Raw genomic sequence first — 25,052 nt, 5'->3', positions numbered from 1 at the left:
TTTTATGAGGTTAAAAGATAAATCCATTCTAATCGTAGGAGTAAGTAAAGGTTTGGGATATGCATTAGCTTATTTCCTATTAAAAGAAGGAGCTAAGGTTATCATTAATTCTGGAAATGAAGAAAAATTAAAGGAAATTATTGACTCGCTAAAAGATTTAGGCGAAATAAATTACGTAGCGAAGAGAGTAACTGATCGCGACTCAGCAAAAGAAGTAATAAGTAAATCTTACGAAACGCTTAAAGGAAAGCTTGATGGACTGGTAATTACTATAGGAGGTTACATAGAGGATAGCGTAGAAAACCTAAGTGGATTAGATGAAATGATAAATAATCACATGAAATACCCGCTTTACATAGTTTCCGAGGCGCTAAATTACCTTAATAATGGATCAGTTATAGTGTTAATATCCGCAATGAGAGGAATAGACAAAGCTTTGCCAAATCAGCTTTCATATGCTATTTCTAAGTCAGCTACTGCAAAGGCAGTTGAAGTTTTAGCTTCTGAGCTTTTAGATAGGCAAATAAGAGTAGTAGGAATTGCACCTAGCTGGATTTACGGAGAATTTCAACCAGACAGAGACTGGAAAAAATTAAGAAAGCTTGGAGATATAAAAGCCCCTCCAGAAGACTTTGCAAGAATTATAACATGGTTATTAACTGATGAAGCAGAATGGATTAATGGTGTTACAATTCCAGTAGATGGAGGTGCAAGGCTAAGATGAACAGCGAAATTTTAAAGGAAAAATCAGGAAAATTATGGGATAACTACGTCAGGCATGAATTTGTATTAAAAATGAGAGAAGGAAGCTTAGATATGGATTCCTTCAAATACTATCTAATACAAGATTCGAAATACGTTGAAATGATGTTAAAAAGCTTACTAAGAGCATCTTCTCTAGCCCCATTATCTCACTCTACTAAGATTCTAAAATCAATATTTGATACTAGAGATAAGGGAATGGAAGTCCACAGTTGGTTACTATCAAAACTTGGAATCTCGCACGATGAAATACAAAGTACGGGATACTCTTTAGCTAATTATGCATATACACGACACTTATATTATTACTCAACTAAAAGTTGGGAAGAATTCCTAGCTGCTTGGGCTCCATGCATGTGGGGATATTATGAAGTAGGCAAATTAGTTAAAGATTCTCCTAATGAATTATATTCAAAATGGGCTCAGTTTTACGCTTCTGATGAGTATAAATCAAGAATAGACTCAATACTCGAAGCATTAAATTCTGTAAATTACTCTGAAACTCTTGTTGTCCCTTTCATAAATAGTGTGAAATTTGAAATAATGTTCTGGGAATCTGCATTGAAAAAAGAGCCAACATTAATTATTGGCGATTAAGCTTGTGGATTAGAGAAATAAGTATAAAATTTTCTTGTAAACAGGATTCATTAAATTTTTACTGCAATAATAGAGGTAATATTATAGAACTTTCTGCCAGCTCTTCGTGTAAATATTTGAGATTATTTACAAAAGACTGTAGAGTTACATTTTCTAATAATAGGTTATTTGACTTCAATAATTTGTCAACAAAAAAAGGTAAAGATGCCATAGACGAAATAAATTTCGTACTAAATTCTCTCAAACAAGGAATAATAGAAGATTTAACAGAAAATAATCTGAGATACGAACTACCTACTCTTTTACTTAGAAATTTTGTAGAGAACCTTAATATGGAAAGCCTCTCGCCAGAAAGATATTTAGATTTTAACATAAACTATATAGATTACGATCTAGGAAGAGATTTTCTAAAAAATAGTTCACGATTTGAAAGCGAGAGAAGACTAAAATTATCGTTATTTACTAATAATAGTTGTATAAAAGTTGTATATTGGTTAAACACTAATAATATAGAGACCTTCTTGTCTGAAGATTGTAATAATTGGATCTCAGACTCTAAAATATCTAGAGTCGTACGTAATATATCTACTTTAGATGAAAGATATTTGGAAATAAAAAAATTTTTAGAGAAAATAATCTCTAATGCTAGTTAACATTTTTTATGTAGAATAGTTCATATTACTATGAATCTTGTTATCTTAGTAGTAACATTTTCAAGTATTTTATTGGATATAGGTATACTATTACAGATATACGCTGAAAATAAGAAATTCTTTAAAGAGCCTAAAGGAGGCAATTACCACGGAAAGATCAGTGTAATTATACCTATTAGAGGACTTGATACTAATTTAGAAGAAAACGTAAGATCGATACTTAACCAGGATATTAAGCCATTAGAAATAATTTATGTTATAGATCCTGACGATCCTTATAGAGAGACAATAGAGAACATACTTAAGAAATATGATGTAAAGATAACACATACGTTTTATAATTGTACTTTATGTAGTGGAAAAATAAGAGCTCAACTTTCTGGTTTACTTAGAAGTAATGGAAATATAATAGTCTTTGGAGATTCAGATACATGGTATCCTAAGTATTGGCTGAGAGAGCTAACATTGCCATTAAGCAAATATATGGCTACAACCACGTTTTCTTTTGCTAGCCCAGCTAAATTAACATTAAGGAATTTAATAAGAGCAGGATTTTGGACGTTAGGTATTGAATCTCAAGCACTGGGCGGAACATTTTTATGGGGTGGATCAATGGCGTTTAAAAGGAGTTTCTTTAACGAAGATATCATTAAATGCTTAAGTAACGAGTGGTGCGACGACTGTACTCTCACTAAGATCGTAAAAGAAAGAAAAGGCAAAATAGGCTTTATAGGAAACGCAATACCGCTTAATGTTTATGACGAGTATAATCTATTTAAATGGGCACAAAGACAAGTCTTAACAGTGAAAATTTATTCCTATAGAGGAGCTAAAGCATTTTTAGTGTTTGGATTGTATATATCATTTTTACTAGTATTCCTTATATTAACTGGGATTCCTCTTCTTTTCTTGCCTTTCTTGTTATGGATAATAAAGAATTTACTTAGAGGTAGAAGGCTTGGGAAGAAAGCTATATTTCCTTCGCTATTTTCTATAATAGGTATATATTTTGCTTGGATAGTATTAATATTAAGTTGGAGAAAAAAGAAAGTGTTATGGAGAGATAAAGTCTATACTATAGAAAATAAACAATGATACTCTCCTTTGATCAATGGAAGTGAACTGCCCTAACGGACAGAGCTTCCTGCTTCATAAACCCACCTTGCCAGTACTTCAGCACAGTAGAGAGCGAAGTTCCACAGGCACTAAGAGTCGTTCCAACCCCGGATCCAATATTCAACACAGTACTACTGATTAGAGCAAAGGCGTACCACATTAACCCTCGCTTAGGTGCGTCTCGATGACACTTACCCTGTCGATGACTATCATCAAAATATTGAATGCAAACCAAGATTTAAATACAAAGAGTACTATCCATTCATCACTGATGAGGTCTTCCGCCCCTTTGAATCCCCATTAAGATAAATTTTTAGAATATGAATTAAAATTTTATACAGTATGATGAGGTCGAGCACTGCATGAGTTATGATGAAAGGACCACAACTGAAGCTACCATAGAGATACATTTCAATCTTTATGAGTTCAGAGATTCAATCTCTAAATATACTATAGTTAGTGACGATGATTGGGAAATTATATCTGGAAAAGAAGGGAAGTATCTAACAAAAGAATTCGATACTTATGGTATTTTAATATATCCGATAGAAGTTTCAGACGATATAAAAAATTCGTTCTTAAATAAAATTGAAAAAATAGATAAATTCCGAGAGGCACTATATAAGCCAAGATACTGGCGAGAGTTTATCACAATACTAATACAAGGAGACAAATTATTTACTTCCTCCGACTTAGGCTTAGAGACATTTAACGGTGTTGATATAGTTAATGACATTGCACGAAGCAAGGGAATACAATATGAGAATGTTGATGACTATTTAAGGATATCTATAGACATTACTAGACCTTTGGATAAAGATTCGCTGAATAATGCGATGGAAAGACTATCTAAGGCATTACTCTTATATTATAAGATTAAAGAATACCAAGAAGATATAGCTTCGAAATTAGCTTCACAAATGTTATCTTAATTTCAGATACATTGAAATTAAGATTCCAGAAATGAAAATAATACCACCTATTATAATCAGAGGAAATATAAGAATATATAAGAGTTCTGGTAAAGATATTATATTTTCATCCAAATAAACGGCATGAGATAAGTTATTTACTATACCAGCTTTCCCTTGTAAATTAATAACCTTACAACCTATTGTATATATATTGTTCCCATGAATATTAACATCGTTACCTTGAAAAATCACTATACTATTTGAATTAAAACTAGTTACGATTGTGCAATGGGGAGGTATAGTAAGTTCTTGAGACGTCGAATTAGTCTGAAGTAACATATCACCTATAATTATACTAGAAAGTAACGTTGCAACACCTAGTAAAATCAAGATCCTGCTTAATTTAAATAAGTTTACCACACGTTATTTTCTTATCTATAAATTATAAATGTTATGAATATTTCTCTTTTATATCAATTAATATTTGACACTAAGCGATTATTTTATAAAAGATACTGCGTATTTTACTTGTGTTATGGCTAGTATTTACGTCTGGTAAATGTAACCTAAAATGTGATTACTGCGGAGGATCTTTTCCTAAGAATATAGTTCCCTGGGGTATAAAATATAATATTGATAAGCTAAAAAAATTGATTGAAAATGATCCAGAGTCTACAGTTATATTTTATGGAGGAGAGCCATTATCTAATCCCAGATTCATTATAGAATTTTTAGACAATGTAAAAGCAAAAAGGTTTGGAATACAGACCAACGGAACACTTGTTAAACTTCTGTCAGAAGAATACTGGAAGAAAATCAACCTTGCGCTTTTATCAATAGATGGAAGAAAAGATATAACCGAGAAACATAGAGGTAAGCATATTTATGATATAGTGATCAAAAATGCAGGCTACCTTAAGTCATTAGGTATAGAGACTATCGCAAGAATGACTGTGACAGAAGATTCTGATATATATAAAGAAGTTACGCATTTACTGAGCTTAGAAGTTTTTGATAAGATACATTGGCAGTTAAACGTAATATGGAGTGACAAATGGAACGTTGAAAAATGGGCTAAGGAATCTTATTTACCTGGAATTAGAAAATTAGTAAACTTATTTTTGGAGGAATTAAAGAGAGGTAAAGTATTAAAAATAATTCCCATCCTTGGGGTACTGAGCGCTTATTTCTTTGGTGGATATAAAGGATCTCCTTGTGGAGCTGGTTATAAATCAGTTTCTGTTACCACTGACGGAAGAATATTATCCTGTCCTATTGCAGTTTGGGAAAATTGGGCTGTTTTAGGAAATGTTAACTCTGGTTTTAAGCTCCTTGAAGATCCCCTTCCAGAAATATGTAAGAAATGTGAGTTCAAGGAATACTGTGGTGGAAGATGCTTGTATTCTATGAAAGAGAATTATTGGGGAGAAGAAGGATTTAAAGAAGTTGATGAAATAACTAAAGAGTATTTAAGGACTGTATTATCCATAATTCCAACAGTAAAGGAATTAATAGAACAAGGGATAATAAGGCTAAGTGATTTAAAATACGATCCAACATCAGATTCTACTGAAGTAATACCGTGATAAGTATGAAGATTGAAGTTACAGGAAATATATTTCCCAAGATAATGGAATTATTAAATAGAGCTACTGACGAAATAACTATAGCTACTGGTGGGTTTTCTGAGGATTTTATAGATGCTATAGTAAATAGAGCAGCTAGCGGAGTTCAAACTACTATAATAACATCTGATAAGAACTGGGCCAGATGGTTAGAGAACCAAAAAATTAGCTATAAGAAAGACGATGAAAATAGAATAAAGAAAAGTTACTTAAGTCTAAGAGATAAAATTATCATTTATTCCAGATTGAGATACATTATTTTAGTAATTTCAATATCTATTATTTTGATATTTTTTATCAGAAGTATGATGTATTCATTTATATTTCTTACTGTAACATCCATCCTCGTAATAATTAATATAATACAGTTCTTATATATGAGAAAAATGATAAAGAAAAGAGAGAACGAGCTTAGCACTCTTAATATAGAAGTACAAAAGACTTCAGATGAATTAGCTTCAACAAGAAATACTCTATCGAAGAAGCTTAACATCATAGAAAGCAATCCACTAAGTTTCAGCGTAGTTATAATAGACAATAAATCATATCTCTTAGCATGTAACTTAAATTCTAAAAATCAATCCGAAATTATTGCATACGACGAAATTCAAAAAAATGATGCAATAAAAATCATATCTTATATAACAAACTTAAGCAAGCTTTGAAAGTATTTTCAACTTCTCTATTCCTTGTTTTATTCCATTTTCGGCCTCCGGTACAGATTGCTTGGCAAAGTATTCCTCGATTTCCTTCTCTCTTCCTATACCTAAGATTGGTATTACATTAGATAATATTCTTCCAAATATTCCAGTTCCTTCATAATACTTTCTAATATTATTCATGTAAGTCTTCAACCAATTCCAGACTGCATCTTTAACTTCCACATTATATGCTACTATAGGTAATATCCTAACTATATCCTGTTTCTTTATTTCTCCAGTTAGACTTAGGCTTAAGGTATTAGTAACAAGATAAGGTTTCTTAAAAGATAGCATAGCCTTAATGTACGTTAATTTTACTTCATCAAATTTCTCTTCTCTATATTTGTCTAAAATCTCATCAAATACTGAATCCTCATTAACTATTGCATATGCCATTGTTACAGCGTCTTTCTTGTTAGGATCTAAAGAAGAAAAGTTGTTCATCTCCTTAGATAACTCTAAGGCAAAATTATAGTCCATCTGAACTAAATTTTCTATTATGCTAGAATAGGTAAGTTTGCCCAAAGCATCAGTCTTTCCTCTCCATATTTTCTCCTGAGATTTATGAAATTGTAAAGCTAAATTACCATATTTACTAGGATTTATTGCGTACAGTGTAAAGAGTTGTGAAGCAATTTCCAGTACTGGTAGATATGACTCCTCATTCATCATAGTTTGAATTATTTTCTCGTATTCATTGAATGTAATGATTCCAGCTAAAAGGAAGTTAAAGTAATCATTTACTAATCCAAATTTTTCCAATTGATTCATACTCCCTAAAATTTTCAAATCATTATAGTAAATTCTGTAAAATCCTGCTCTATTTAGATTAACCTTTATTGAATTCACTTTCTCTCCAACATTATATTCCTTCTCCCTAGAATCAAGAAGCAGTGAAATTTTCTTATTTCCATTAACTTCTAGGGTTAAAGGAACCATGTAGATTTTATCATCAGTACTGCCATCAAGCATAAATCTCCTCTGCTCGAATTTAATTGAATTATCTCCAACTTTTACAGTTATTATAGGATAGCCGTCTTGAACTATCCACGAAGGCATGATTTTACTAATAGGCTTCCCTGACGCCTCCTCTAAGCTGAGCCATAAATCCTTACCTTCTGCATTTGACAATCTAAATTTATTTAAATAAGCAGATATACCTTTCCTGAACTCATCTTCTCCCATGTAAGACTCTATCATCCTCAGTATACTAGCTCCTTTACCATAACTTATATCATCAAATAGCTGCTCAATCTCTTCTGGACTTTTTACCTCAACTTCTATAGGGTGAGTTATGTGTAGAGAATCTTTCTCCATTGCTCCTGCAGTTTCGCTGTATAAAAATTCGCCCCAATAATCCCAATCTGGATGAAGCCAATTTACAGCCTTATAACTCATAAAAGTTGCGAAACTCTCATTTAGCCATAAATCGTTCCACCATTTTAAAGTAACTAAATCTCCGAACCACTGGTGCGCAAGCTCGTGGGCTATTACTTCTGCAACTCTTCTTAATTGTTTTATGCTAGAATTCTCGTCAGCAAGTAACGCTGTTTCTCTAAACGTTATTGCACCCCAATTTTCCATAGCTCCAAACGCAAATTCTGGGATAGCAATAAAGTGAGCTTTAGGCAACTGATACTTTATCCCGTAGTAATCCTCATAGAACTTAATGAACTTTCTTGCAAAATCTGCAGGAATTCTAGCCTTAGAAATCTTACCTGGAACTGTTGCCACTATAACCGTAGGTTGGGAAGAATAGTCATAATACTCTTCGAATTTTCCTACCCCCATATAAATTAAATATGTAGACATTTTAGGTGTCTTTAAGAATTCTATTACTTTCTTATCTTCCTCATAGTAGATTTCCTGTGGAGGCATATTAGATATAACGTCCAGATCTTTGTCAACCTTTACGGTAAATTTGAATTCTGCCTTATAAGACGGATTGTCTACACATGGAATAAATTTCCTGGCATGAGAAGACTCAAATTGTGTAGTAAAAATATAGGAACTATCGTAAGGAGCGATATACATTCCTACTAGATCATCTCTTACTTTGCCTTCAAACTCAACTTCAGCAATACCAGAAAAATTACCTGTAGATATTGTCACTGTTTTTTCATCAGAGATAAAATCAACGTTTTTACCGTTTATGCTTACCCTGGTAACTTTAACTCCATCAGCGTCTAAGACTAATTTGTCTTCAGTAGCCAATTTTATCTTTTCTATGCCATGATATTTTAATCCTTTGAAATCAAACTCAATAAATACATCATATGAATCTATCTGCATAATCTAAATCTTTCAAGATCTAATTAAAAACTTGCCTTAGGGTATAGAAGATGATATTACTCTGAAAACTTACTGTAACCTACAAGAACGATTTTACATTTAGCCGACCTTAAATATTCATTAAGAAGAGCTCTTCCTTCACTACTTAGATGTGCTTCAACATCTTCGATGATCACCACATTATCACTTTTAGAATTTAATAGGAAATACTTTAGCGAGAACAAACTAAGAACTTCAGAAAAGGAGTTATATGCGGGTTGCTCATCTACAAAAAGTCCTTCATCATTTACAGTAATCTGATGCCCTAATATTTCGTCTTTATAGCCAGGATTTATCAGAATTGAATTGATAAATTCAGCAGCTAATCCCATACTTTTAGGAATTCCAGAAACTCCTTCCGTTTGTAATACTATAAACTTGTAAAATGACGCCAAAAACCCATCTCTAGTTGAAGGCAAAATGTAAGGTTTCATTTTCTCCAAGCTATTAAAATAAAAAGAGTCAAGAAGAATTAATCCTTTCAAATCATTTGATAATCCGTCAGGGATCTTAAGTAGATTAGAAGATAAGCTTACCTTGTTCCCTTCAATTTTACCTTTTATATTCATTATTTCACTTTCAATTTCAAAGTTAACATAAAGCTTTATTCTTCCTTCAGTAAGCATAGAGGAAATAATAGCGGCTAAGGTACTTTCAAATATCTTTTTCCAAGAATCCAGAGGATCTCTAAAATTATTTACCTTGCCGTATAATCTTGGTATGGAATATATGGCCTTTTGAATAAAATATAATGCCCTGCCTATCTCATAGGCACTATCACCATGAATAGTACCATTAAAATTTTGTATAGCGTATGTAACGTTGCCTTTACTTATCCTTATAATCATACTTAAAATTATTATTTAACCTAATTAAAATAAACCATAAAGCTGTCACTTTTGGCTACAAGTAATTTAACTTAGCAGATCAATTGTGGGCAATAAAGGTAAGAAAATTAAAATTTTGTATGTTTTCTAAACATTAAAACTAAGGTTTATATATAGCATGAATTGAAATTATTTTTATGAATGATCTACAATTGGCAATCTTGGTTTATATAATTGGAATGATGGCAGCTGATTTTATAATACTGTACTATTTGCTAAGAAGATCCATTGTAAATAAGAAGGCTATATTCTTCGTAAGCTCAGTCTTACTTTACATGTCCGTAGAGGCGGTAGATATAGCCTACATACTGTTCTCTCACGGAAATATACTAATAGAACCTTTCTCATTAATTATAGCTTCAATACCTATAGTAATCTCCACTATAATGAAGAATGTAGTCACTAGATGGAGAGAAGATAAGACTTCTGCTCTAACCTTAGCTTTAACTATAGTAGCTGATGAGATTGCAATGGGTTATGCTTATTCCGAAGCATTTGGGCCTCATATAAATCCTATAATTGATTCCGTAAGTAACATAGCCTTCGGAGTTATGATGCTTGCAGATTCATTGTTCTTCTTAGCTCTATCTCCAAGAAAAATCGAGGAGTTAGCACTATTTACGTTTTCAGCATCAATGGCTTTCATGCCAAATATCTTCTTCACATTCTCTGCATACACGGAACTGGTAGGATCCTTAATTGCATCAGTAATAATGATAGTTAATATAATAACATTATACTTGATAGAATCTAGAAAATTAACCTTCAATGCACAGTTACTATCAATATCGTTAGGATTTTTCGATTTTGTAATGATGCTTAGTTTATCAATATATGCTACATCTAAAGACCTTTACACAATTTCTATAGGAATGATTGCCTCCATGCTCTGGTACTTTACTTTAGTACTTTACAGATTTAAGGATATTAAAATAAAAATAGGATTGAAATATCCCCTCATGTTTGTCATTTTCATAAATTTTGCAGAATTAACTATGGGATTTGGAGAAAGTGTACTAGGATTTAGAGTAACTAACAACTTATGGATGCCTTCTACGCATATGTCAAAAATGCACATAATGAATATGGCAGGAATGCACACGCTAATGTGGAGTCCTACTACCAATCATTGGTGGTGGATATTTCCCACAGATCCTTGGAGTATGACGCTAATGGGATATAAGCAAGCTATAATGGCAACTCACAACATACTATTTGCAGGCTTCTGGGCTTCTTACATGTTAATAATGATGACTACAATGATGCCGTTCTATGTAGTTATGATGGGAGCCGAAATGAGTTACTTAGTCTATGAGAGATTCAAAACCGCAAAGAACTCTAACGTTAAAAGATGGGCAATTGCTATCCTTGTTGGAATTCCATTATTCGTATGGTTACTCCCTTACTATACGCCTACGTATATTTTCGGAATGAGCGGAATGCTTTCTCACATTAATCCTGCGTTTGCACCAACATTGCTCTCGTTCGGCTTGTCACTATTGGCTATAGCAATTGCTTCAACCCTCTTTGGAAGAAGAGCGTACTGTAACTTAGTGTGTATGTCCGCTCACATGTGGACTAACATATATTATGACCAATTTAAACCTAAAAAATCCGCTAAATTATGGGACTACTTAAAATGGGTAAGCTTAGGAATAATGATTCTGGTATTCGTATATTCTTCACTAATCTTCATGGGAATAGCTAAGAATCCATCAATAGGTAAGTTACAGATACCCTTGTTTGACTTTTACGGAATGTTTACGCTGAACTATATATGGTGGTTCTTCTTCTTCCTAACTCCAGTATTTGGTACTTATGCATGCGCAAGACAAGGATGGTGCGGATTCGGAAACTTTGCAGGATTATTTAATAAACTACTATTCAAGATAAGGGCAGATTCTATAGATACCTGCAGGAACTGCAAAACAGTAAACTGCGAAACTGGCTGTCCTGTTAAAATACCTATAAGGTCTGATGTTCTATCTAAGGGTTATACTAACAGAATTTCCTGCGTAGGTTGTGGAGACTGTGTAGAGGCTTGCCCATATGAGAACTTAGAAATTGTAGATATAAGGAATGTATTTAAATCAGGGAAAGCCAGGACATCATAAATCAGCCCTTGTAAGGTTCATCATTCTTAATATCCAAGTTTAACTATTTTTTCTTATGATTTACTTTGATTTAAATACTGCTAATTCTTTACTGCCATGGGTAAAGGAAAAAATAAAGGAACTTAGGAAAACTAGATTACAAATTGAGGAAGCTTTAATCAGAGGAGAAAAAGAAGCATTAGGCGAAGGTACTAAAAAGATTGATAAGATAATTAAAGAAATAACGTCTCAAGGAATAATAATTAGAGATCCAGATTTAGGCATAATAGATTTCCCTGCAGTAATCAATGGAAGACCAGCTTATCTGTGCTGGAAAGACGGAGAAGAAAAAGTAAACTTTTGGCATTATGTTGAGGAGGGATTTGCGGGAAGAAAGAAAATAACAGGAAAAGAAGATATTTTAAGTTATACTTGACAAAGAAGAAATAATTTTTATATTTCTTAATTTTCTTAAAAAACTTATAACACTTGTATTAAAAGAAAGATATTTAAGTATAATAACCATTTTTACCCTATGCAAGTTGTTGAGCAATACACCACCCCCTATTACAAACACATCCTTAGTTTACCTCCTTCCTCAATAAGAAAATTATGGAAACTAAATAAAATAACATTAGTAGATGTAAGGACTCCAGAAGAATATGAAGATCATCATATACCAGGATCTATATTAATGCCATTAGATTATCTTGATACGTTATCAAAATTTTTACCAGATACTGACGTTGCAGTAATATGCGAACATGGAAATAGAGCATTATATGCAACATACGGGATGCCTCATATATACAAAAAGAGGGCAATACATATGCAATATGGCATGGTAGGATGGATGGCAATGGGATATGAAGTTGCAAGCGGAATTGATGAGAATGGTAAAAAATGGATGAGACTTTTAGATTCTGTTGAATAGACTTTTGTCTATAGAACCTACTGGCTATGATTTTTAAAGTCACAAGCTAATTGAATACTTGATAACAATGGAACTAGATGAATATTTAGTACTTGAAGCCTTATCAATGTAAAGTTAAAAATATTTTTATTTCTGTCCTATACTTTCTTGTTTTGCGTAATTTGCTGCGAAGGATGCTAACGATATAGTAGGATATAGCTCTTGACCCGCAGGAACTACAATTATTAATCCTCCTTTTTGGGATATATCAGATAAAGTTTCCAAGAATCTAAGTTGAAGAGCAGCAGGATTATTCTTGTAGGCTTGAGAGGCTTCAGCTAATATGGTTGAAGCTTGCCTTTCTCCTTCACTTAAGATTACTCTAGCTCTTCTCTGCCTTTCAGCTTCTGCTTGCCTAGCCATTGCAGATAATAAATCTGGGGAAATCTTTATGTCTCTTACAGTTACTGCAGTAACTTTTATTCCCCAGGCTTCGGTGTAAGTATCAAGTATTTCTTGCAATTTCCTATTTATTTCTTCTCTCTTGCTCAATACATCATCAAGTTCCATCTGCCCTACAATATCCCTCAAAGAAGTTTGTGAAATATTCAACACTGCAGACCTGTAGTTATAAACCATTGAAACTGCCTTAATAGGTTCTAATACTTTATAGTATACTACCGCATCTATGGATATAGTCACGTTATCCTTTGTTATAATCGTTTGAGGAGGTATATCTACTGTAACTATTCTTAAGTCAACTATTACCGGTCTATCAACAAAAGGAATTAGAAAAATTATGCCAGGGCCTTTTACTCCTAAAACTCTACCAAGCCTTAACACTACAGCTCTTTCCCACTCCTTTACTTGCCTTAATGACATTCCTACAAATACTAAGATTATTATCAAAAGTAAGACTAAACCAATTATTAAACCTGTATCCATATCTTATATAGTCTACTTTCAAGTTTAAAACTTATATTTAGCTAAGATAGCAGAAACTAAGATTCCTACAGCAAAAGCTCCTATATATTCTAAAAGCAAGTAATTTACACTAACGCTTGATGATTTATACTTAATTTTTGAGAATGATGATGATAAAGCATGCTTAAAGTTATAGCCCTTTAAGAAGCTTACCAACGAATTATATGCAGACTTTATCGAAGAAACTATATGAGCTAATAAAGGTGAAGAGATATAGTAGGCCGATGATAATGAATAATTACCTACATAGTAAATTATATATAAATCTTTACAGGAAATATTGAAAGTTATTTCTCCATTGTCGTTCGTATATCCTAGGTCTTTTACTGATGTAAAGGGTATAGGTGAGGATAAATTAGTTGAAGGAACTAAGACCTCTATTTTCTGGTCAGATAATGAAAATCCGTTAATACAAAGCTTAACATGTTTTATGCTGCCATTAGACTGGACTACTATTTTAGGCGGTATAGGCCATAAAACCGATGGAGAATTAACTCCTTTAGTAACACAAGCGAATGGATTCGAAATATTTTCAAAATTTCCCAATACCTTAAGCCCATACGCGCTTTCAGCAGTATCTAAACCTATAGAAAAAGCTGAGCAAGGTATTATTAATTTTCCCTGCTGTAAATAGTATATTTCTTCATTCATTTCACCATAAATACATACTTCACTTCCGCATCCTGGCCCTCCCCAGACGAACTCTAAGTCGTTAGGCAAACCTAGAATAGATAGACTCCCTATTTGGAAACTTCCAAAATAAGGTAATATTTGGTAAATATACTTCTTACCGTCTATACAATATCCAAACTCAAGGTTATTTGATATCTTCATAAAAAGTGAGAAATTACTAGGAAGAGTAATATTAAATGTAGGACCTTGATATAGATAAACTCCTATACCTTGATACGTAGTCACGTTAGTTTTTAAGGTTTTAAACGGACCAGATAAATTCCAGAGATTTATTATCATTGTTATTTCAAATTTTTTACAATTTATCTCATGAAATAATGCAACATCTTGCGCCCAATAATTACCGTCTATCATCACATTTAATTGTAAAGAAGCGTTACCCCTAGTAAAAAATCCTCCAGAAGAAAAGTAAGAATCCCCTATGTTAAGTGCAGTTATATTTACTGTACCCATAACTTCTGTTGTATAAATTACCTTATTTAAAGGGAAAAACGAAATACCAGAAGGATATGTAGGACTTACTGGAGATGAATGAGTAAGAACAAAGGAAGACAAAGGAAGCAACATTAATAGTATTAAACCTAGCGATAACAGTGCATTCATAAGATTATTTAATTACCTAAACTATAATAAAATTGTGGTACACTACATAGTTATTCCAATTATAATTATAATAGTCTTGATCATAATTCTAGTTATTACTGGATATATTTCCGATCCTATAATTGATATACCATCATTTGCTATAATTGGATTTCTCAGTTATAGAATAGTTTATGTAATAATAAAAACTAGAAAGAGGAACTTATACTCATATAAAGGAAAAATAGGAAAGGCTGTAGATGACATTCCTAAAGGAAAGGAAGGCTATGTATTGATAGAAGGAGAATATTGGAAAGCTATAGCTGAAGAGCCAATAGTCTCTGGAGACGAAGTAGTTGTAATTGGGATGCAAGATTTAAAGCTTATAGTGAGAAAAAATAAAAATAATGAAGTTATCATCTAGATCTTTGGAAAAATTAAAAAGTTATGGCAATTTCAGTATATTAGAGAATGGTAACAATATTATTATAAGTTATGTTACTCCATCTTTACAAGACGCATCAAGTTTAGAAGGAGAAGATTATCGAATAGTAGAAATACATGGTAAGAAAGATAATGAAGGAAATATGCAAATTCTGTATGCAGAAATTAAAAACACATCCAATGAAACTATAAGAAAGATGAATTTAGAAGAATTAAAACCGTGGATAGAATACTTGGAGAGTAGTGATACATAATGTACTTATTTGCATATGGAACTTTAAGATACGGTTTTGAACTTCATCACCTACTTAAAGACAGCAGGTTTGTAGGATTAGGTTTTATAGAAGGATACAAGATGTACGATATAGGAAACTACCCTGGAGTTGTAAAAGGAGACGGAACAGTTTGGGGAGAGGTATATGAAGTAGAAGATCAATTAATAAGCCTTTTGGACGAAATAGAAGATTATAGGGGAAGACAAGATGATTTATATATAAGAGAGAAGACTAGAGTTCATTTTGACCAAAAGAGGAGATATTACCTTGATAATGTAAATTTTTACAGATATAACCATGGAATAGAATTCAGAGACGAAATAGAACCGGGAGATTATTCAAGATGGGTTGGAATGCCCGTAATTGTTAATTATTTTGCTTATGCAGAAAATACTAACCCTGAAATTCTAAAGGAGAGAGGGGTTAAAGAAATAATGAAGGAGATAGAAGCTTACTTAGAGGATTATAGAATCATATTTAATATTAAATGCAAGTACGGACTTTGCGCTAATTTGAAGGAATCTAAAGGAGGTAATGTTTATGGTTATATATATGTAATGCTAGAGGACGAATTAAACTCTTTGGATAAGGCAGAGGAGCATTTAATTAAATACGTCAGAGATGTTATAAAAGTAAAGGACAAAGAAGGAAGAGAATATTTTGCACAGGCTTATATCTCAGATTATAAGGAGGAAGAAGGGAAGCCTACAGACTTTTATAGGAATTCAATAATTGAAGGCTTAAAGAGGAAATGGGATAAGATAAGTACTGGATTGTGATGAGTGAGCCCTGAAATGATCGATGAAATTAAATGAACCAGGCTGAACTCATATTTTTAAACGATCTCCACAAATACTTTTTATGAATAAACTTTCTGAAGATGAAATAGGGAATAAGTTAAAAAATTTAAATAATTGGGAATATAAGGATAATAAACTTGTTAAAGAATTCAAATTTAGGAATTTTGACGATTCAATAAACTTTCTCAAGTTAATACAGCCAGTTGCGGATAGCCTAGATCATCATCCCGACGTTCATATATATTACAATAGAGTAGTAATTGAATTAACTACTCATGATGCGGGAGGAATAACCGAGTTAGATTTTCAATTGGCTGAAAAAATAGACGATCTAAGCACACATGTTATGTAAATTCCAGGCTATTCTTTATTCTATCTAAAATCTTCTGAAGTCGTTTTTCCTCTTCTCTCAGTAGAGAGACTTTCTTCCTAATATCCATGGAATACTCTATCTTCTGTTGAAGTTCATCGGCATCTTTACCTAAATATTTACTTTTTAATTTTCCTTCCTCCCAATACCTTAAATAATAATACACATGGTTACCAATCCTTTTCTTATCTATATGCCCAGACGGAAGCTTCGTTAGTTCTTCCTCTAATTTTTCTCTTTCCTTCTGAACTTGTAAAAATTTCTCCTCTAATTCTTTAACTTTCTCCCATAGCATCTCTCATCACCGTATAGTTGCAGTGTTTCTTTTAGTACTCATACCCCATTTCCTCAGCTAAATTTTCGTCTAACGCCTTCATAATCTTTTCCCTATCTGGAACCTCTATATACTTCCTTATACCTCCAGCTCTGCCCTTATTCAGGATCTTTATCTTTATTATCCCGAACATGTCAAGCTCTGAAATTATATCAGAAAATCGTCTATACGATAAAGGCCTTTGTTTTAACTTATTACAAAGATCAACGTAAATTTTATGGGCAGTTACTACATCTTCCGAATCCAAAGATGCTCTTAAAGCTAGTTTATAATGAAAAGGAAGAGACTTAATCGCCTCCACAAGCCTTTCTTGTTCATACTCAACTATTGCTCTATCAACGTGTTCCTTTCTTATTATACCTTCTCCAGAGGCTAACTGAGCAGCCCTAAATAATAAGTTCACAGCTTTCCTAGCATCTCCGTGCTCCTTTGCAGAAATTGCTGCGATATAAGCTAAGATCTCATCAGTATACGTCCCTCTGAATAAGCCGTACTCCGCATACTTGCTCAAGATTTCTTTTAACTGATCTGCATCGTATGGCTTAAAAATGACGGAAGGACCAAGAGATGATAATACACGAGGTTCCATGTAATCCCTTACATTAATATCATTACTAATCATAATTACTGATATTTCTGCATCAGCCCTAAGAAGTTGATATAGTACAATATCGCCTTCCCTCCTTTTAACTAATGTATCTACTTCGTCTAAATAAACTATGGCCTTCTTAGTTTCTACAGCATTCTTAATCTTCTCTATATATTCACCCAAATTTATACCGTGCTTCGGTACAATATCGTTAGTTAATCTCTCTGCCAGAACAGATAATACTGCTTGAGGTGTGCCTCCAACTTCTCTGCAATTCACGTAAGCCTGAACAACGCCCTTGTATTCCTCATCCTCTTTTTTAACTTCCTCTATCTCGTTCAGGATATATCTAACAACAAATGTCTTCCCGGTACCAGTAAGTCCTAAGAATAAGTTGGAAAACCTTACATCGTTTTTAACGAAATATCTAATTGATATCGCAGTCTCCTTAATTATATCTTCCCTATAAGGTATTTCAGTAAAGACTGAAATAGGATCTATGAAAACCTTAGGATTCTTTATGACCTCTCCTTTTCCTCCCTTTAATGTCTCTCGAATCACATTGTTTCAATAGTTTCAATAGTTAAATGTTGTTTCAGATATTACTCATAGTAACACCAGGTTTTGGCCTGGAATAGTAATACACGGAATTTAACTCCCCGGTTCTACCGTATAAAAGAAGAGTTTCACCTATAAGAATACCCTAAACTTTATTCAACTAATTATTTTCTCTATTCAATGTTAATAGTGATCATATTAATAATACCTTTAAGAATGTATTATAGTTTAAAAGTCTGAGACAGAGCGTAACAGCAGTGTTTCATAAATCAATTAAAAAATAAAAAGAAAATGAGTAGTTTGTATAAATAAAAGAGTCACATAAACGGACTTAGTAAACCTTTTGTTAATAACGTTAGAAACCTGGAGTCAGTGTAAAAAGATTAGGGTCAAATAATACTTGAAACAGTTCTTTTATACAGTAAAACCGGGGAGTTAATTCACTGTTTCCATTATACTCAAGAGTTCTTGCGTGTATTCTGTTGTTGATAACGGCCTTACATTCATATATCTAGCTAAATCTTGTGTTACTTTCTTCTGTTTTATTGACTCTATTATTGCCTTATCTATAAGGTCCGCTGCGTCTGTCCACCCCATAAATCTGAGCATCAATTCCCCTCCTCTTATTATTCCAGTAGGGTTAGCGACGTTTTTGCCAGCATATTTGGGAGCAGTTCCATGTACTGCTTCAAACATTCCCGCATCATCTCCTACGTTTGCCCCACCAAGCATGCCTATATTGCCTATCAATGCTCCTGCAGCATCAGAGATGTAATCTCCGTTTACGTTAGGTGCTAGAATTATATCGTAATCTTCAGGTTTAATGATGATCTGTTGGAACATGTTATCTGCTATCCTGTCATTTATGAGTATTTTTCCATCAGGTATTTTTCCTCCGTATTTAGTAGAAACCTCTTCTTCTGTAACAACATAGTCTCTAAATTCGTTAAGTGCAGTTTCATACGCCCATTCTCTAAATGCGCCTTCAGTATATTTCATCACATTGCCCTTATGCATAATCGTTATGCTCTTCCTAGAATTCTGGGTAGCATATTTTATTGCCATTCTTGTTATTCTTTGTGTTTTATATTTACTTATTATTTTAAATCCTATTCCAGTATCATCTTCTATATCGACTTTTAACTCTTCTCTAATAAATTTCCTGATGTTTTCCGCTTCTGGAGAATTATACGGGTACTCTATTCCTCTATATAAGTCATCAGTATTTTCTCTAAATATTATCATATTAATTCTTTCAGGGTTTTTAATAGGACTTTCTAAGCCTTCAATGTATTTTACTGGTCTTATATTGGCATAAAGGTCAAGCATAATCCTTATCGCTACATTAACAGATTTCCAACCTTTACCCACAGGGGTTTCCATTGGTCCTTTTAATACAACTCTATATTCCTTTAGCATATCTTGTGTATCCTTAGGAAATCTGTCTCCAACAAGCTGAACAGCCTTATTACCTGCTAAGACTTCTACCCATTTTATTTCTTTATAGCTTTTATATTTTAACTCTACAGCCTTATTTATTACCTCTATCGTAGATTTTACGATTTCTGGGCCTATTCCGTCCCCTTCAATATATAAGATAATAGGTTTATTAGGGGTAATCCATTTGCCATCTTTAAATTGAATTTTCTCTCCATCTTCTGGTATTTTGTACATGTCTCTTAACATTAACTTAATGTTTTTATTCTTTTTTCTTCATTACGAACTTCATTCCTGATTTTATATTATTCATTTCTCCTTTTTCTTTTACCAAGTTTCCTTTGTTAAAAAGAAATTTTATGCCATTCTTATCAGAGCCTATTATTAGTACTATTTCTGAATTCACGCTTTCTATAACTGCTTTATTAACCAAAATATCAAATTCTTCATCACTTTTTATGACGCCAGAAAGTATTGTTTTCATTTCATTAATTATATTATTAAATTCTGTATCAGAAACCTCTTCCTCATTATTCTGATAAAGTACATTTTTAATCTTATTATAGAATCTTCTTGACTCTATTTTAACGAGTCTTTCTAGAGGTCCATTATAATAGAAGACTATCTTAACCTTTGTTAGTTTATTATTTCCTTGTAACGGTTCGAATAAATGATCTAATTTACCAGATAATTTAGGTTGTTCATTTCTGGATACTATATAAATAATTCTGTTTTTTGCTAAGATTCTTTCCACGTTAAATTTAACATTTAAAATCCAACCAACGTTTACAATGAAATTATTTTCTGATATTTGTGAAATATTTTTAAATAGTGGAATATATTTCATTATATTTGAAGGATTACTAAAGAAATCATAAGCGTTAAAACTGGGTAATAACAATGTAAAATTCTCTTCCATAAATATTAGGTATTATCCGAAAATAAAAGGCTTGAATGCATAATGAAAAAGTTTTTGACTTATAGTCAACAATTACAACTATGTTAAAGACCTTATTGGTAATGATTGTTTTAATAACGCAATTGATTCCATTATACTCTCCTACTAACATGATTAGTCATAATTTACAAGAGTTAAATCCTAATTGCGTTGTAACTGTTGCTATAGTTGAGCAACCTAAAAATTTAGCAAAATTGCAACTAGATGTAGAAGATCACGTAATTCTTAACAAAACTTGTATATGTAAACTTTTCATACCTCATAACGAGATTTCAAAAGCTATAGAATATTTAAGCAAATTTGGATTACAAACTGTAGTATATATGAATGTGATATTGACAACTGGTAAAGTTTGTAGTTTTGAACATGCTCTAAACGGTAAGTTTTACGCGATAGATTTTCATAATATAAGATTCTATGAGTTTTTAGGAGATCCTCCAGTAGCTATAGGAAATGCTCTAGTATTCTCAACAAATATTACGTCTCAAATTTTACAACAGCCTGATACATTGTATAATTATTCTCAAGCTATAGCATATAACGTAATTTATCCCTGCATATTAAGGGAAGCGTATAACGCTACTTCACTGTATAAACAAGGAATAATGGGTAATGGAACAAGCGTCGGAATAGTCGACTTTTGTGGAGATCCCTATATTTATCAACAACTGAAGTGCTTTGATAAGGAATTTAAGATACAAAATCCTCCAAGTTTCCTTATATGTCCTATAGGTTCTTATAATCCGAATCAGGGTATTGCTAGCGGTTGGGCTTTAGAAATATCCCTCGACGTAGAATATTCTCACGAAATAGCCCCAGATGCCGGTATAGTATTATACGTGGCCAATCCGAACGTTCCGTTACCTGCAATAGTAGCCTTTATTGATCATCAAGATAAGGTAAATGTAGTATCTCAGAGTTTCGGAATTCCAGAGATCTACTTCGATCTAGGTTTATTGTCTTTATCTTATTTACAATCATTAACTTACGAATATTGGTTAGGTGAAGTCGAAGGAATAACTTTTGTCGCTGCGAGTGGAGATTACGGAGGAAATGGCTATAACTTCTATCTATTTCCGCAAGGTGGATTGCTAATTCCTGCCAGTGATCCTTATGTTCTAGCCGCAGGAGGCTCTACATTATATTATTCTTGCAATAAAACTGTTCAAGAGGCGTGGAGTGGAGAAAGCGTATATGGAGCGTCGACAGGAGGCTTTAGTAGTATATTTCCGTCTCCTTGGTATCAGGGCGCTAATGGATTTAGAGAAGTTCCAGACGTTATAGCAGATGCTAATCCTTATACTGGAGTACCAGTAATTTATTATTACGGAGAAAAATACTTAGTTGGAGGTACTTCCGTAGCTTCACCTACAGTTGCAGGGATAATAGATTTAGCTACTCAAATCCATGGGAAATTAGGTTTTATAAATCCTCTAATTTATGATCTAGAAGGAACTAAAGCGTTACAACAGATAACTTTTGGATATAATACTCCATATTACGTTAAGAACGATTCTTACAATCCAGTTTCTGGGCTTGGGTATATAAATGCAGGATGCTTCGTATCTCTCATAAGGAATGAAACTACAATTAGTGTTGCAGTTTTCAATACTACTTACAATGATGGTCAAGTAGTTAAGGTAATAGTAAAAGCTTCTCCGACAATACCAGTTTCGGGTTATGTTTATGACGGAAATAAGATATTTGAGAAATTTCCTTTAGTATATAACGGATCTTATTGGATAGGGTACTTTACAGCTAAAGGTAGTGGTATTCAAGAAGTAGTAGTAACTCAAGGTAACGAGAAATCAGGGACTTATATACTTGTTGGGATGCAAGCTATGTTCTTATGCCCTCAAGTAGCAGTTTATCCTAGTCCTATGGGAATAAAGATAATAGCAGAATTATTATATGCAAATGGGTCTGCTGCTATTGCTTCTAGAACATACACTGCATTTTTATGCCAATATAATATGATTACGTGTTCACTTGAAAAAGTTAATGAGACTACCTTACATTCTCCAACCCTTATAGAAGGCTATATGTACATATTCTTTAATAACGGATCTTATGTGTATGGATGTTTTGCGCCAACAAATCCTTTTGGCGGAATTTATAGGATAGAGATAAACTGTATCTTTGGATTCGCAGAATTTGTAGAGGGAATTTATCTAGTTCCATACATTATACCATCAGCGTTTACTGAGCCCGTATCAATAGCTAATGGATGTAACTTTACTATAGGAGTTGCTATGCTTTCTAACGTAGCTCCTAATGTTACAATAGAGCTTTTTAACGAAGATGATAAGCCGGTTTATTCATTCTCTATAAATGCAATATGTTATTCAAGTTCAACGTATTATGTTAAAGAAATTTCGCTTCCTCATAATTTATCGAAAGGGTATTATAAAGTAATTTCGATAGCAGATTATAATTCTAGTAGTGGTATGGTTTACGGAGAAGGATTTACACAAGTTTATGTATCAACTTGTACTTTAAGAGTTGAAGTAAGTACGATACCTAGTGTAAATGCGTACGAGAACGAAAGTCTATATATAATAGCTTCTATAACGTATGAAAACGGAACGAATGTAAACTTTGGTACATTTAATGCGGTAATTATTCCTTCATACATGAAGAGCGATTTTAGTAATCTAGACTTAGAATTTTCCGTACCTTTATACTATGTTGAAGGCAAATGGCTAGGTAAAATTACCACGCCCTGTGAAAAAACTAATTCATTACGTCTTTCTGCAGTTGCACTAAGCGGTGAATGGTGTATTTATATTTATGGAACCTCGTATAATGGTATTCCTATATCTTTCCCTACGACTTTAAGTTATTCAACGCTTAATATATTGCCTGTTAAACCCAATGAGCATTTCATATTACTTCCTTATACATACGTTAAGAATTTTAGCGGAACGTTAATAGAGAACGCTTACATATGTAATGCAGTTATAATAGGTCATAACGCAACTTTCGTTAACTCCTTTATAAGGAACTTAACGTTAATAAATGGTTCTGTGAGGTTGATTAGTAGTAACGCAATTTACTATAAGGTAATTAACGGTACCATATTTAATGGAAGTACACAGGTTAGTACTAATGGTAAGAAAATAGATATAACCTCAAGCAATTTAGGTGAAATAATAGTAACACTATTAATACTCTTGGCAATAGATATAGGCATAATAACCAAATTTAGAAGGAAGTAATAATTTTTATTTTATACTAGTTATTAATCCTACCCATTGGTTATTATCGTACATTATATATTGTATACTTATCTTAAGTTTCTTTATGCTCATTTTAGTTTTTACTTTTATATTGTACGCAAAATAATAGATGTTACCGTCGGTCTCAACTTCGGCTTTTTTTGGAAATTCGATCTCATAATCGTATTGTTCTGCAAGTTGCTGAATTTTGGTCGTAAATCTCATTATGATGTCTTTAACGGATTCTCCATAAATCGGTTCAAAGCTTAATGCTCTAAGTTCCTCTTTAAACGCGGTAATACTTTCATTGCTTCTTACTTTTCGTTGTTTTATACTCTCTTTTGTTTTCACAAATATTTCTGGAGTAATGATTGCTTAAAAACACTTCTATAATCGCGAGATTAGACATAACTCCCTTGTTGCTTTATTAAGTTATAAATATAATTAACATCTTTAGAAAATTCATTATCTATCTCGTTTTTAATTGCCTTTCTACCATCCTCTAAAACTTTTTTAATACTGTCCTCAATACTATTTAAAGGCAACATTGTATCAAAGTAAAGTGTCCTCTCTGCCGAGAATAAATATATTATGTCTTGAATATTATCTAGAAATTCTTCTAATTTTCCAGTTAATGCTATTCCTCTTATAACATTTTCTACTTTTATTACCTTAAGCCAATTTACTTCTGTTTTCAATTCTTTAAAAAATTCACTGTTATACGTAATTTCTTCAATAGTGCTCATTACATCTGCATTATGATCTCTAAGTCTTCTTTCTAAAAGATCTTGAATAAAAGGTTCGAAATCTTCATTTGCATTCACGTCAAAAGTTCTCATAGGACAAGGAAAAATATTCTCATTCTTGCATGTCTCTTCTATTTTGTCATAGACATTTTTTACTTCGTCCTCAAGTCTTTTCTTCTCAAGATTATTTTTAAGTAATTTAAACGATGTTCCTAGAATTGAATATATATCTAAAGTTATGAGAAGTTGTAATGCCTCATTATACTCTGGAGAAGCGAGCTTTGGGAAGTATTTTTTCTTTTTAAGGTATAACATTGGCCAAGTCTTTAGTTCATTAATGATAGGTATTTTAGCGTAGTATAATTTCATAAAATAACCACCGTTCAAAGCCTTGTAAGTATAAATAGCCTTATCTTTCTCGATGCCATTTTTTAACGCAAGATCAATATAATCCATTACTTAGAGCCTACAT

General features: G+C 32.6%; 26 protein-coding genes. 15 read left to right on the top strand and 11 right to left on the bottom strand.

Going from position 1 to position 25,052, the window contains the following annotated elements:
- Window positions 1-4: 4 nt before the first annotated feature.
- The 5 genes from HS5_RS06305 (at window position 5) to HS5_RS06285 (ending at window position 4,060) form a co-directional block, all read left to right on the top strand.
- Window positions 5-724 carry an SDR family NAD(P)-dependent oxidoreductase gene (locus HS5_RS06305; RefSeq protein ID WP_236753317.1) on the top strand — a complete coding sequence of 240 codons (720 nt, stop codon included), beginning with the start codon at window positions 5-7 and terminating at the stop codon, window positions 722-724.
- The gene (locus HS5_RS06300; RefSeq protein ID WP_236753316.1) at window positions 721-1,359 is read left to right on the top strand and encodes a TenA family protein; all 639 of its coding nucleotides are present in this window, start codon (window positions 721-723) and stop codon (window positions 1,357-1,359) included. The genes HS5_RS06305 and HS5_RS06300 overlap by 4 nt, the downstream gene beginning before the upstream one ends.
- Before the next feature lie 182 nt (window positions 1,360-1,541).
- Window positions 1,542-2,012 carry a hypothetical protein gene (locus HS5_RS06295; RefSeq protein WP_236753315.1) on the top strand — a complete coding sequence of 157 codons (471 nt, stop codon included), beginning with the start codon at window positions 1,542-1,544 and terminating at the stop codon, window positions 2,010-2,012.
- Window positions 2,013-2,042: 30 nt separating this feature from the next.
- Window positions 2,043-3,107 (top strand): glycosyltransferase family 2 protein, encoded by a 1,065-nt coding sequence (locus tag HS5_RS06290; RefSeq protein WP_236753314.1) that lies wholly within the window; start codon window positions 2,043-2,045, stop codon window positions 3,105-3,107.
- 383 nt (window positions 3,108-3,490) lie between these two features.
- On the top strand, window positions 3,491-4,060 hold the full coding sequence (locus tag HS5_RS06285; RefSeq protein WP_236753313.1) for a hypothetical protein: 570 nt from the start codon (window positions 3,491-3,493) through the stop codon (window positions 4,058-4,060).
- Here HS5_RS06285 and HS5_RS06280 read toward each other — a convergent pair.
- On the bottom strand, window positions 4,052-4,462 hold the full coding sequence (locus HS5_RS06280) for a hypothetical protein (RefSeq protein WP_236753312.1): 411 nt from the start codon (window positions 4,460-4,462) through the stop codon (window positions 4,052-4,054). The two genes, HS5_RS06285 and HS5_RS06280, sit on opposite strands and share 9 nt — an antisense overlap.
- Window positions 4,463-4,572: 110 nt before the next feature.
- On the opposite strand from HS5_RS06280, the gene HS5_RS06275 reads away from it, so the two are divergent.
- Both HS5_RS06275 and HS5_RS06270 read left to right on the top strand, forming a co-directional pair.
- The gene (locus tag HS5_RS06275) at window positions 4,573-5,628 is read left to right on the top strand and encodes a radical SAM/SPASM domain-containing protein (RefSeq protein WP_236753311.1); all 1,056 of its coding nucleotides are present in this window, start codon (window positions 4,573-4,575) and stop codon (window positions 5,626-5,628) included.
- A gap of 5 nt (window positions 5,629-5,633) precedes the next feature.
- Window positions 5,634-6,332 (top strand): hypothetical protein, encoded by a 699-nt coding sequence (locus tag HS5_RS06270; RefSeq protein ID WP_236753310.1) that lies wholly within the window; start codon window positions 5,634-5,636, stop codon window positions 6,330-6,332.
- Here HS5_RS06270 and HS5_RS06265 read toward each other — a convergent pair.
- Together HS5_RS06265 and HS5_RS06260 are read right to left on the bottom strand one after the other, a co-directional pair.
- On the bottom strand, window positions 6,318-8,663 hold the full coding sequence (locus HS5_RS06265) for a M1 family metallopeptidase (protein ID WP_236753476.1): 2,346 nt from the start codon (window positions 8,661-8,663) through the stop codon (window positions 6,318-6,320). The two genes, HS5_RS06270 and HS5_RS06265, sit on opposite strands and share 15 nt — an antisense overlap.
- Before the next feature lie 53 nt (window positions 8,664-8,716).
- Window positions 8,717-9,547 carry a hypothetical protein gene (locus tag HS5_RS06260; protein ID WP_236753309.1) on the bottom strand — a complete coding sequence of 277 codons (831 nt, stop codon included), beginning with the start codon at window positions 9,545-9,547 and terminating at the stop codon, window positions 8,717-8,719.
- A 176-nt stretch (window positions 9,548-9,723) separates the two neighbouring features.
- Between HS5_RS06260 and HS5_RS06255 the strand changes: the two genes are divergently transcribed.
- The 3 genes from HS5_RS06255 to HS5_RS06245 all read left to right on the top strand — a co-directional run bounded on the left by HS5_RS06255 (window position 9,724) and on the right by HS5_RS06245 (window position 12,613).
- Window positions 9,724-11,700 carry a 4Fe-4S binding protein gene (locus HS5_RS06255; RefSeq protein WP_236753308.1) on the top strand — a complete coding sequence of 659 codons (1,977 nt, stop codon included), beginning with the start codon at window positions 9,724-9,726 and terminating at the stop codon, window positions 11,698-11,700.
- Window positions 11,701-11,755: 55 nt separating this feature from the next.
- On the top strand, window positions 11,756-12,115 hold the full coding sequence (locus tag HS5_RS06250; protein ID WP_236753307.1) for a DUF2203 domain-containing protein: 360 nt from the start codon (window positions 11,756-11,758) through the stop codon (window positions 12,113-12,115).
- Window positions 12,116-12,214: 99 nt separating this feature from the next.
- Window positions 12,215-12,613 carry a rhodanese-like domain-containing protein gene (locus HS5_RS06245; protein ID WP_236753306.1) on the top strand — a complete coding sequence of 133 codons (399 nt, stop codon included), beginning with the start codon at window positions 12,215-12,217 and terminating at the stop codon, window positions 12,611-12,613.
- 126 nt (window positions 12,614-12,739) lie between these two features.
- On the opposite strand, the gene HS5_RS06240 is transcribed toward HS5_RS06245, so the two are convergent.
- Complete coding sequence (locus HS5_RS06240; protein WP_236753305.1) at window positions 12,740-13,537, bottom strand: slipin family protein; 798 nt, start codon at window positions 13,535-13,537, stop codon at window positions 12,740-12,742.
- Between the two features lie 24 nt (window positions 13,538-13,561).
- Window positions 13,562-14,872 (bottom strand): thermopsin family protease, encoded by a 1,311-nt coding sequence (locus tag HS5_RS06235; protein ID WP_236753304.1) that lies wholly within the window; start codon window positions 14,870-14,872, stop codon window positions 13,562-13,564.
- A gap of 34 nt (window positions 14,873-14,906) precedes the next feature.
- Between HS5_RS06235 and HS5_RS06230 the strand changes: the two genes are divergently transcribed.
- From HS5_RS06230 to HS5_RS06215, 4 genes are all read left to right on the top strand, one after another.
- Window positions 14,907-15,275 (top strand): NfeD family protein, encoded by a 369-nt coding sequence (locus tag HS5_RS06230; RefSeq protein WP_236753303.1) that lies wholly within the window; start codon window positions 14,907-14,909, stop codon window positions 15,273-15,275.
- Window positions 15,259-15,549, top strand: a complete 291-nt coding sequence (locus HS5_RS06225) for a hypothetical protein (protein WP_236753302.1) — start codon at window positions 15,259-15,261, stop codon at window positions 15,547-15,549. The genes HS5_RS06230 and HS5_RS06225 overlap by 17 nt, the downstream gene beginning before the upstream one ends.
- Window positions 15,549-16,349 (top strand): gamma-glutamylcyclotransferase, encoded by an 801-nt coding sequence (locus HS5_RS06220; RefSeq protein ID WP_236753301.1) that lies wholly within the window; start codon window positions 15,549-15,551, stop codon window positions 16,347-16,349. Before HS5_RS06225 ends, HS5_RS06220 begins: the two co-directional genes overlap by 1 nt.
- 82 nt (window positions 16,350-16,431) lie before the next feature.
- A complete protein-coding gene (locus tag HS5_RS06215; RefSeq protein ID WP_236753300.1) occupies window positions 16,432-16,722 on the top strand; it encodes a 4a-hydroxytetrahydrobiopterin dehydratase in 291 nt (96 codons plus the stop codon).
- On the opposite strand, the gene HS5_RS06210 is transcribed toward HS5_RS06215, so the two are convergent.
- From HS5_RS06210 to HS5_RS06195, 4 genes are all read right to left on the bottom strand, one after another.
- Complete coding sequence (locus HS5_RS06210; protein ID WP_236753299.1) at window positions 16,715-17,035, bottom strand: hypothetical protein; 321 nt, start codon at window positions 17,033-17,035, stop codon at window positions 16,715-16,717. The two genes, HS5_RS06215 and HS5_RS06210, sit on opposite strands and share 8 nt — an antisense overlap.
- A 31-nt stretch (window positions 17,036-17,066) precedes the next feature.
- Window positions 17,067-18,224, bottom strand: a complete 1,158-nt coding sequence (locus HS5_RS06205) for an AAA family ATPase (RefSeq protein WP_236753298.1) — start codon at window positions 18,222-18,224, stop codon at window positions 17,067-17,069.
- Window positions 18,225-18,656: 432 nt separating this feature from the next.
- Window positions 18,657-19,895, bottom strand: coding sequence for an NADP-dependent isocitrate dehydrogenase (locus tag HS5_RS06200; protein WP_236753297.1), 1,239 nt, complete (start codon window positions 19,893-19,895; stop codon window positions 18,657-18,659).
- A gap of 25 nt (window positions 19,896-19,920) precedes the next feature.
- Entirely contained in the window at window positions 19,921-20,577 is a 657-nt protein-coding gene (locus tag HS5_RS06195; RefSeq protein ID WP_236753296.1) for a hypothetical protein, read from the bottom strand.
- An 80-nt stretch (window positions 20,578-20,657) separates the two neighbouring features.
- Here HS5_RS06195 and HS5_RS06190 point away from each other — a divergent pair, with 80 nt between their 5' ends.
- On the top strand, window positions 20,658-23,834 hold the full coding sequence (locus HS5_RS06190; protein WP_236753295.1) for a peptidase S53: 3,177 nt from the start codon (window positions 20,658-20,660) through the stop codon (window positions 23,832-23,834).
- Between the two features lie 6 nt (window positions 23,835-23,840).
- Here HS5_RS06190 and HS5_RS06185 read toward each other — a convergent pair whose 3' ends face one another.
- Both HS5_RS06185 and HS5_RS06180 read right to left on the bottom strand, forming a co-directional pair.
- The gene (locus tag HS5_RS06185; RefSeq protein WP_236753294.1) at window positions 23,841-24,185 is read right to left on the bottom strand and encodes a hypothetical protein; all 345 of its coding nucleotides are present in this window, start codon (window positions 24,183-24,185) and stop codon (window positions 23,841-23,843) included.
- Window positions 24,186-24,235: 50 nt separating this feature from the next.
- On the bottom strand, window positions 24,236-25,036 hold the full coding sequence (locus HS5_RS06180; protein ID WP_236753293.1) for a hypothetical protein: 801 nt from the start codon (window positions 25,034-25,036) through the stop codon (window positions 24,236-24,238).
- Window positions 25,037-25,052 lie beyond the last annotated feature (16 nt).

Source organism: Acidianus sp. HS-5, assembly GCF_021655615.1.
In the GTDB taxonomy this organism is placed as follows: Archaea; Thermoproteota; Thermoprotei_A; order Sulfolobales; family Sulfolobaceae; genus Acidianus.
The sequence above is the reverse complement of the archived record's forward strand: the minus strand, read 5'-3'. Positions and strand labels throughout refer to the sequence as shown.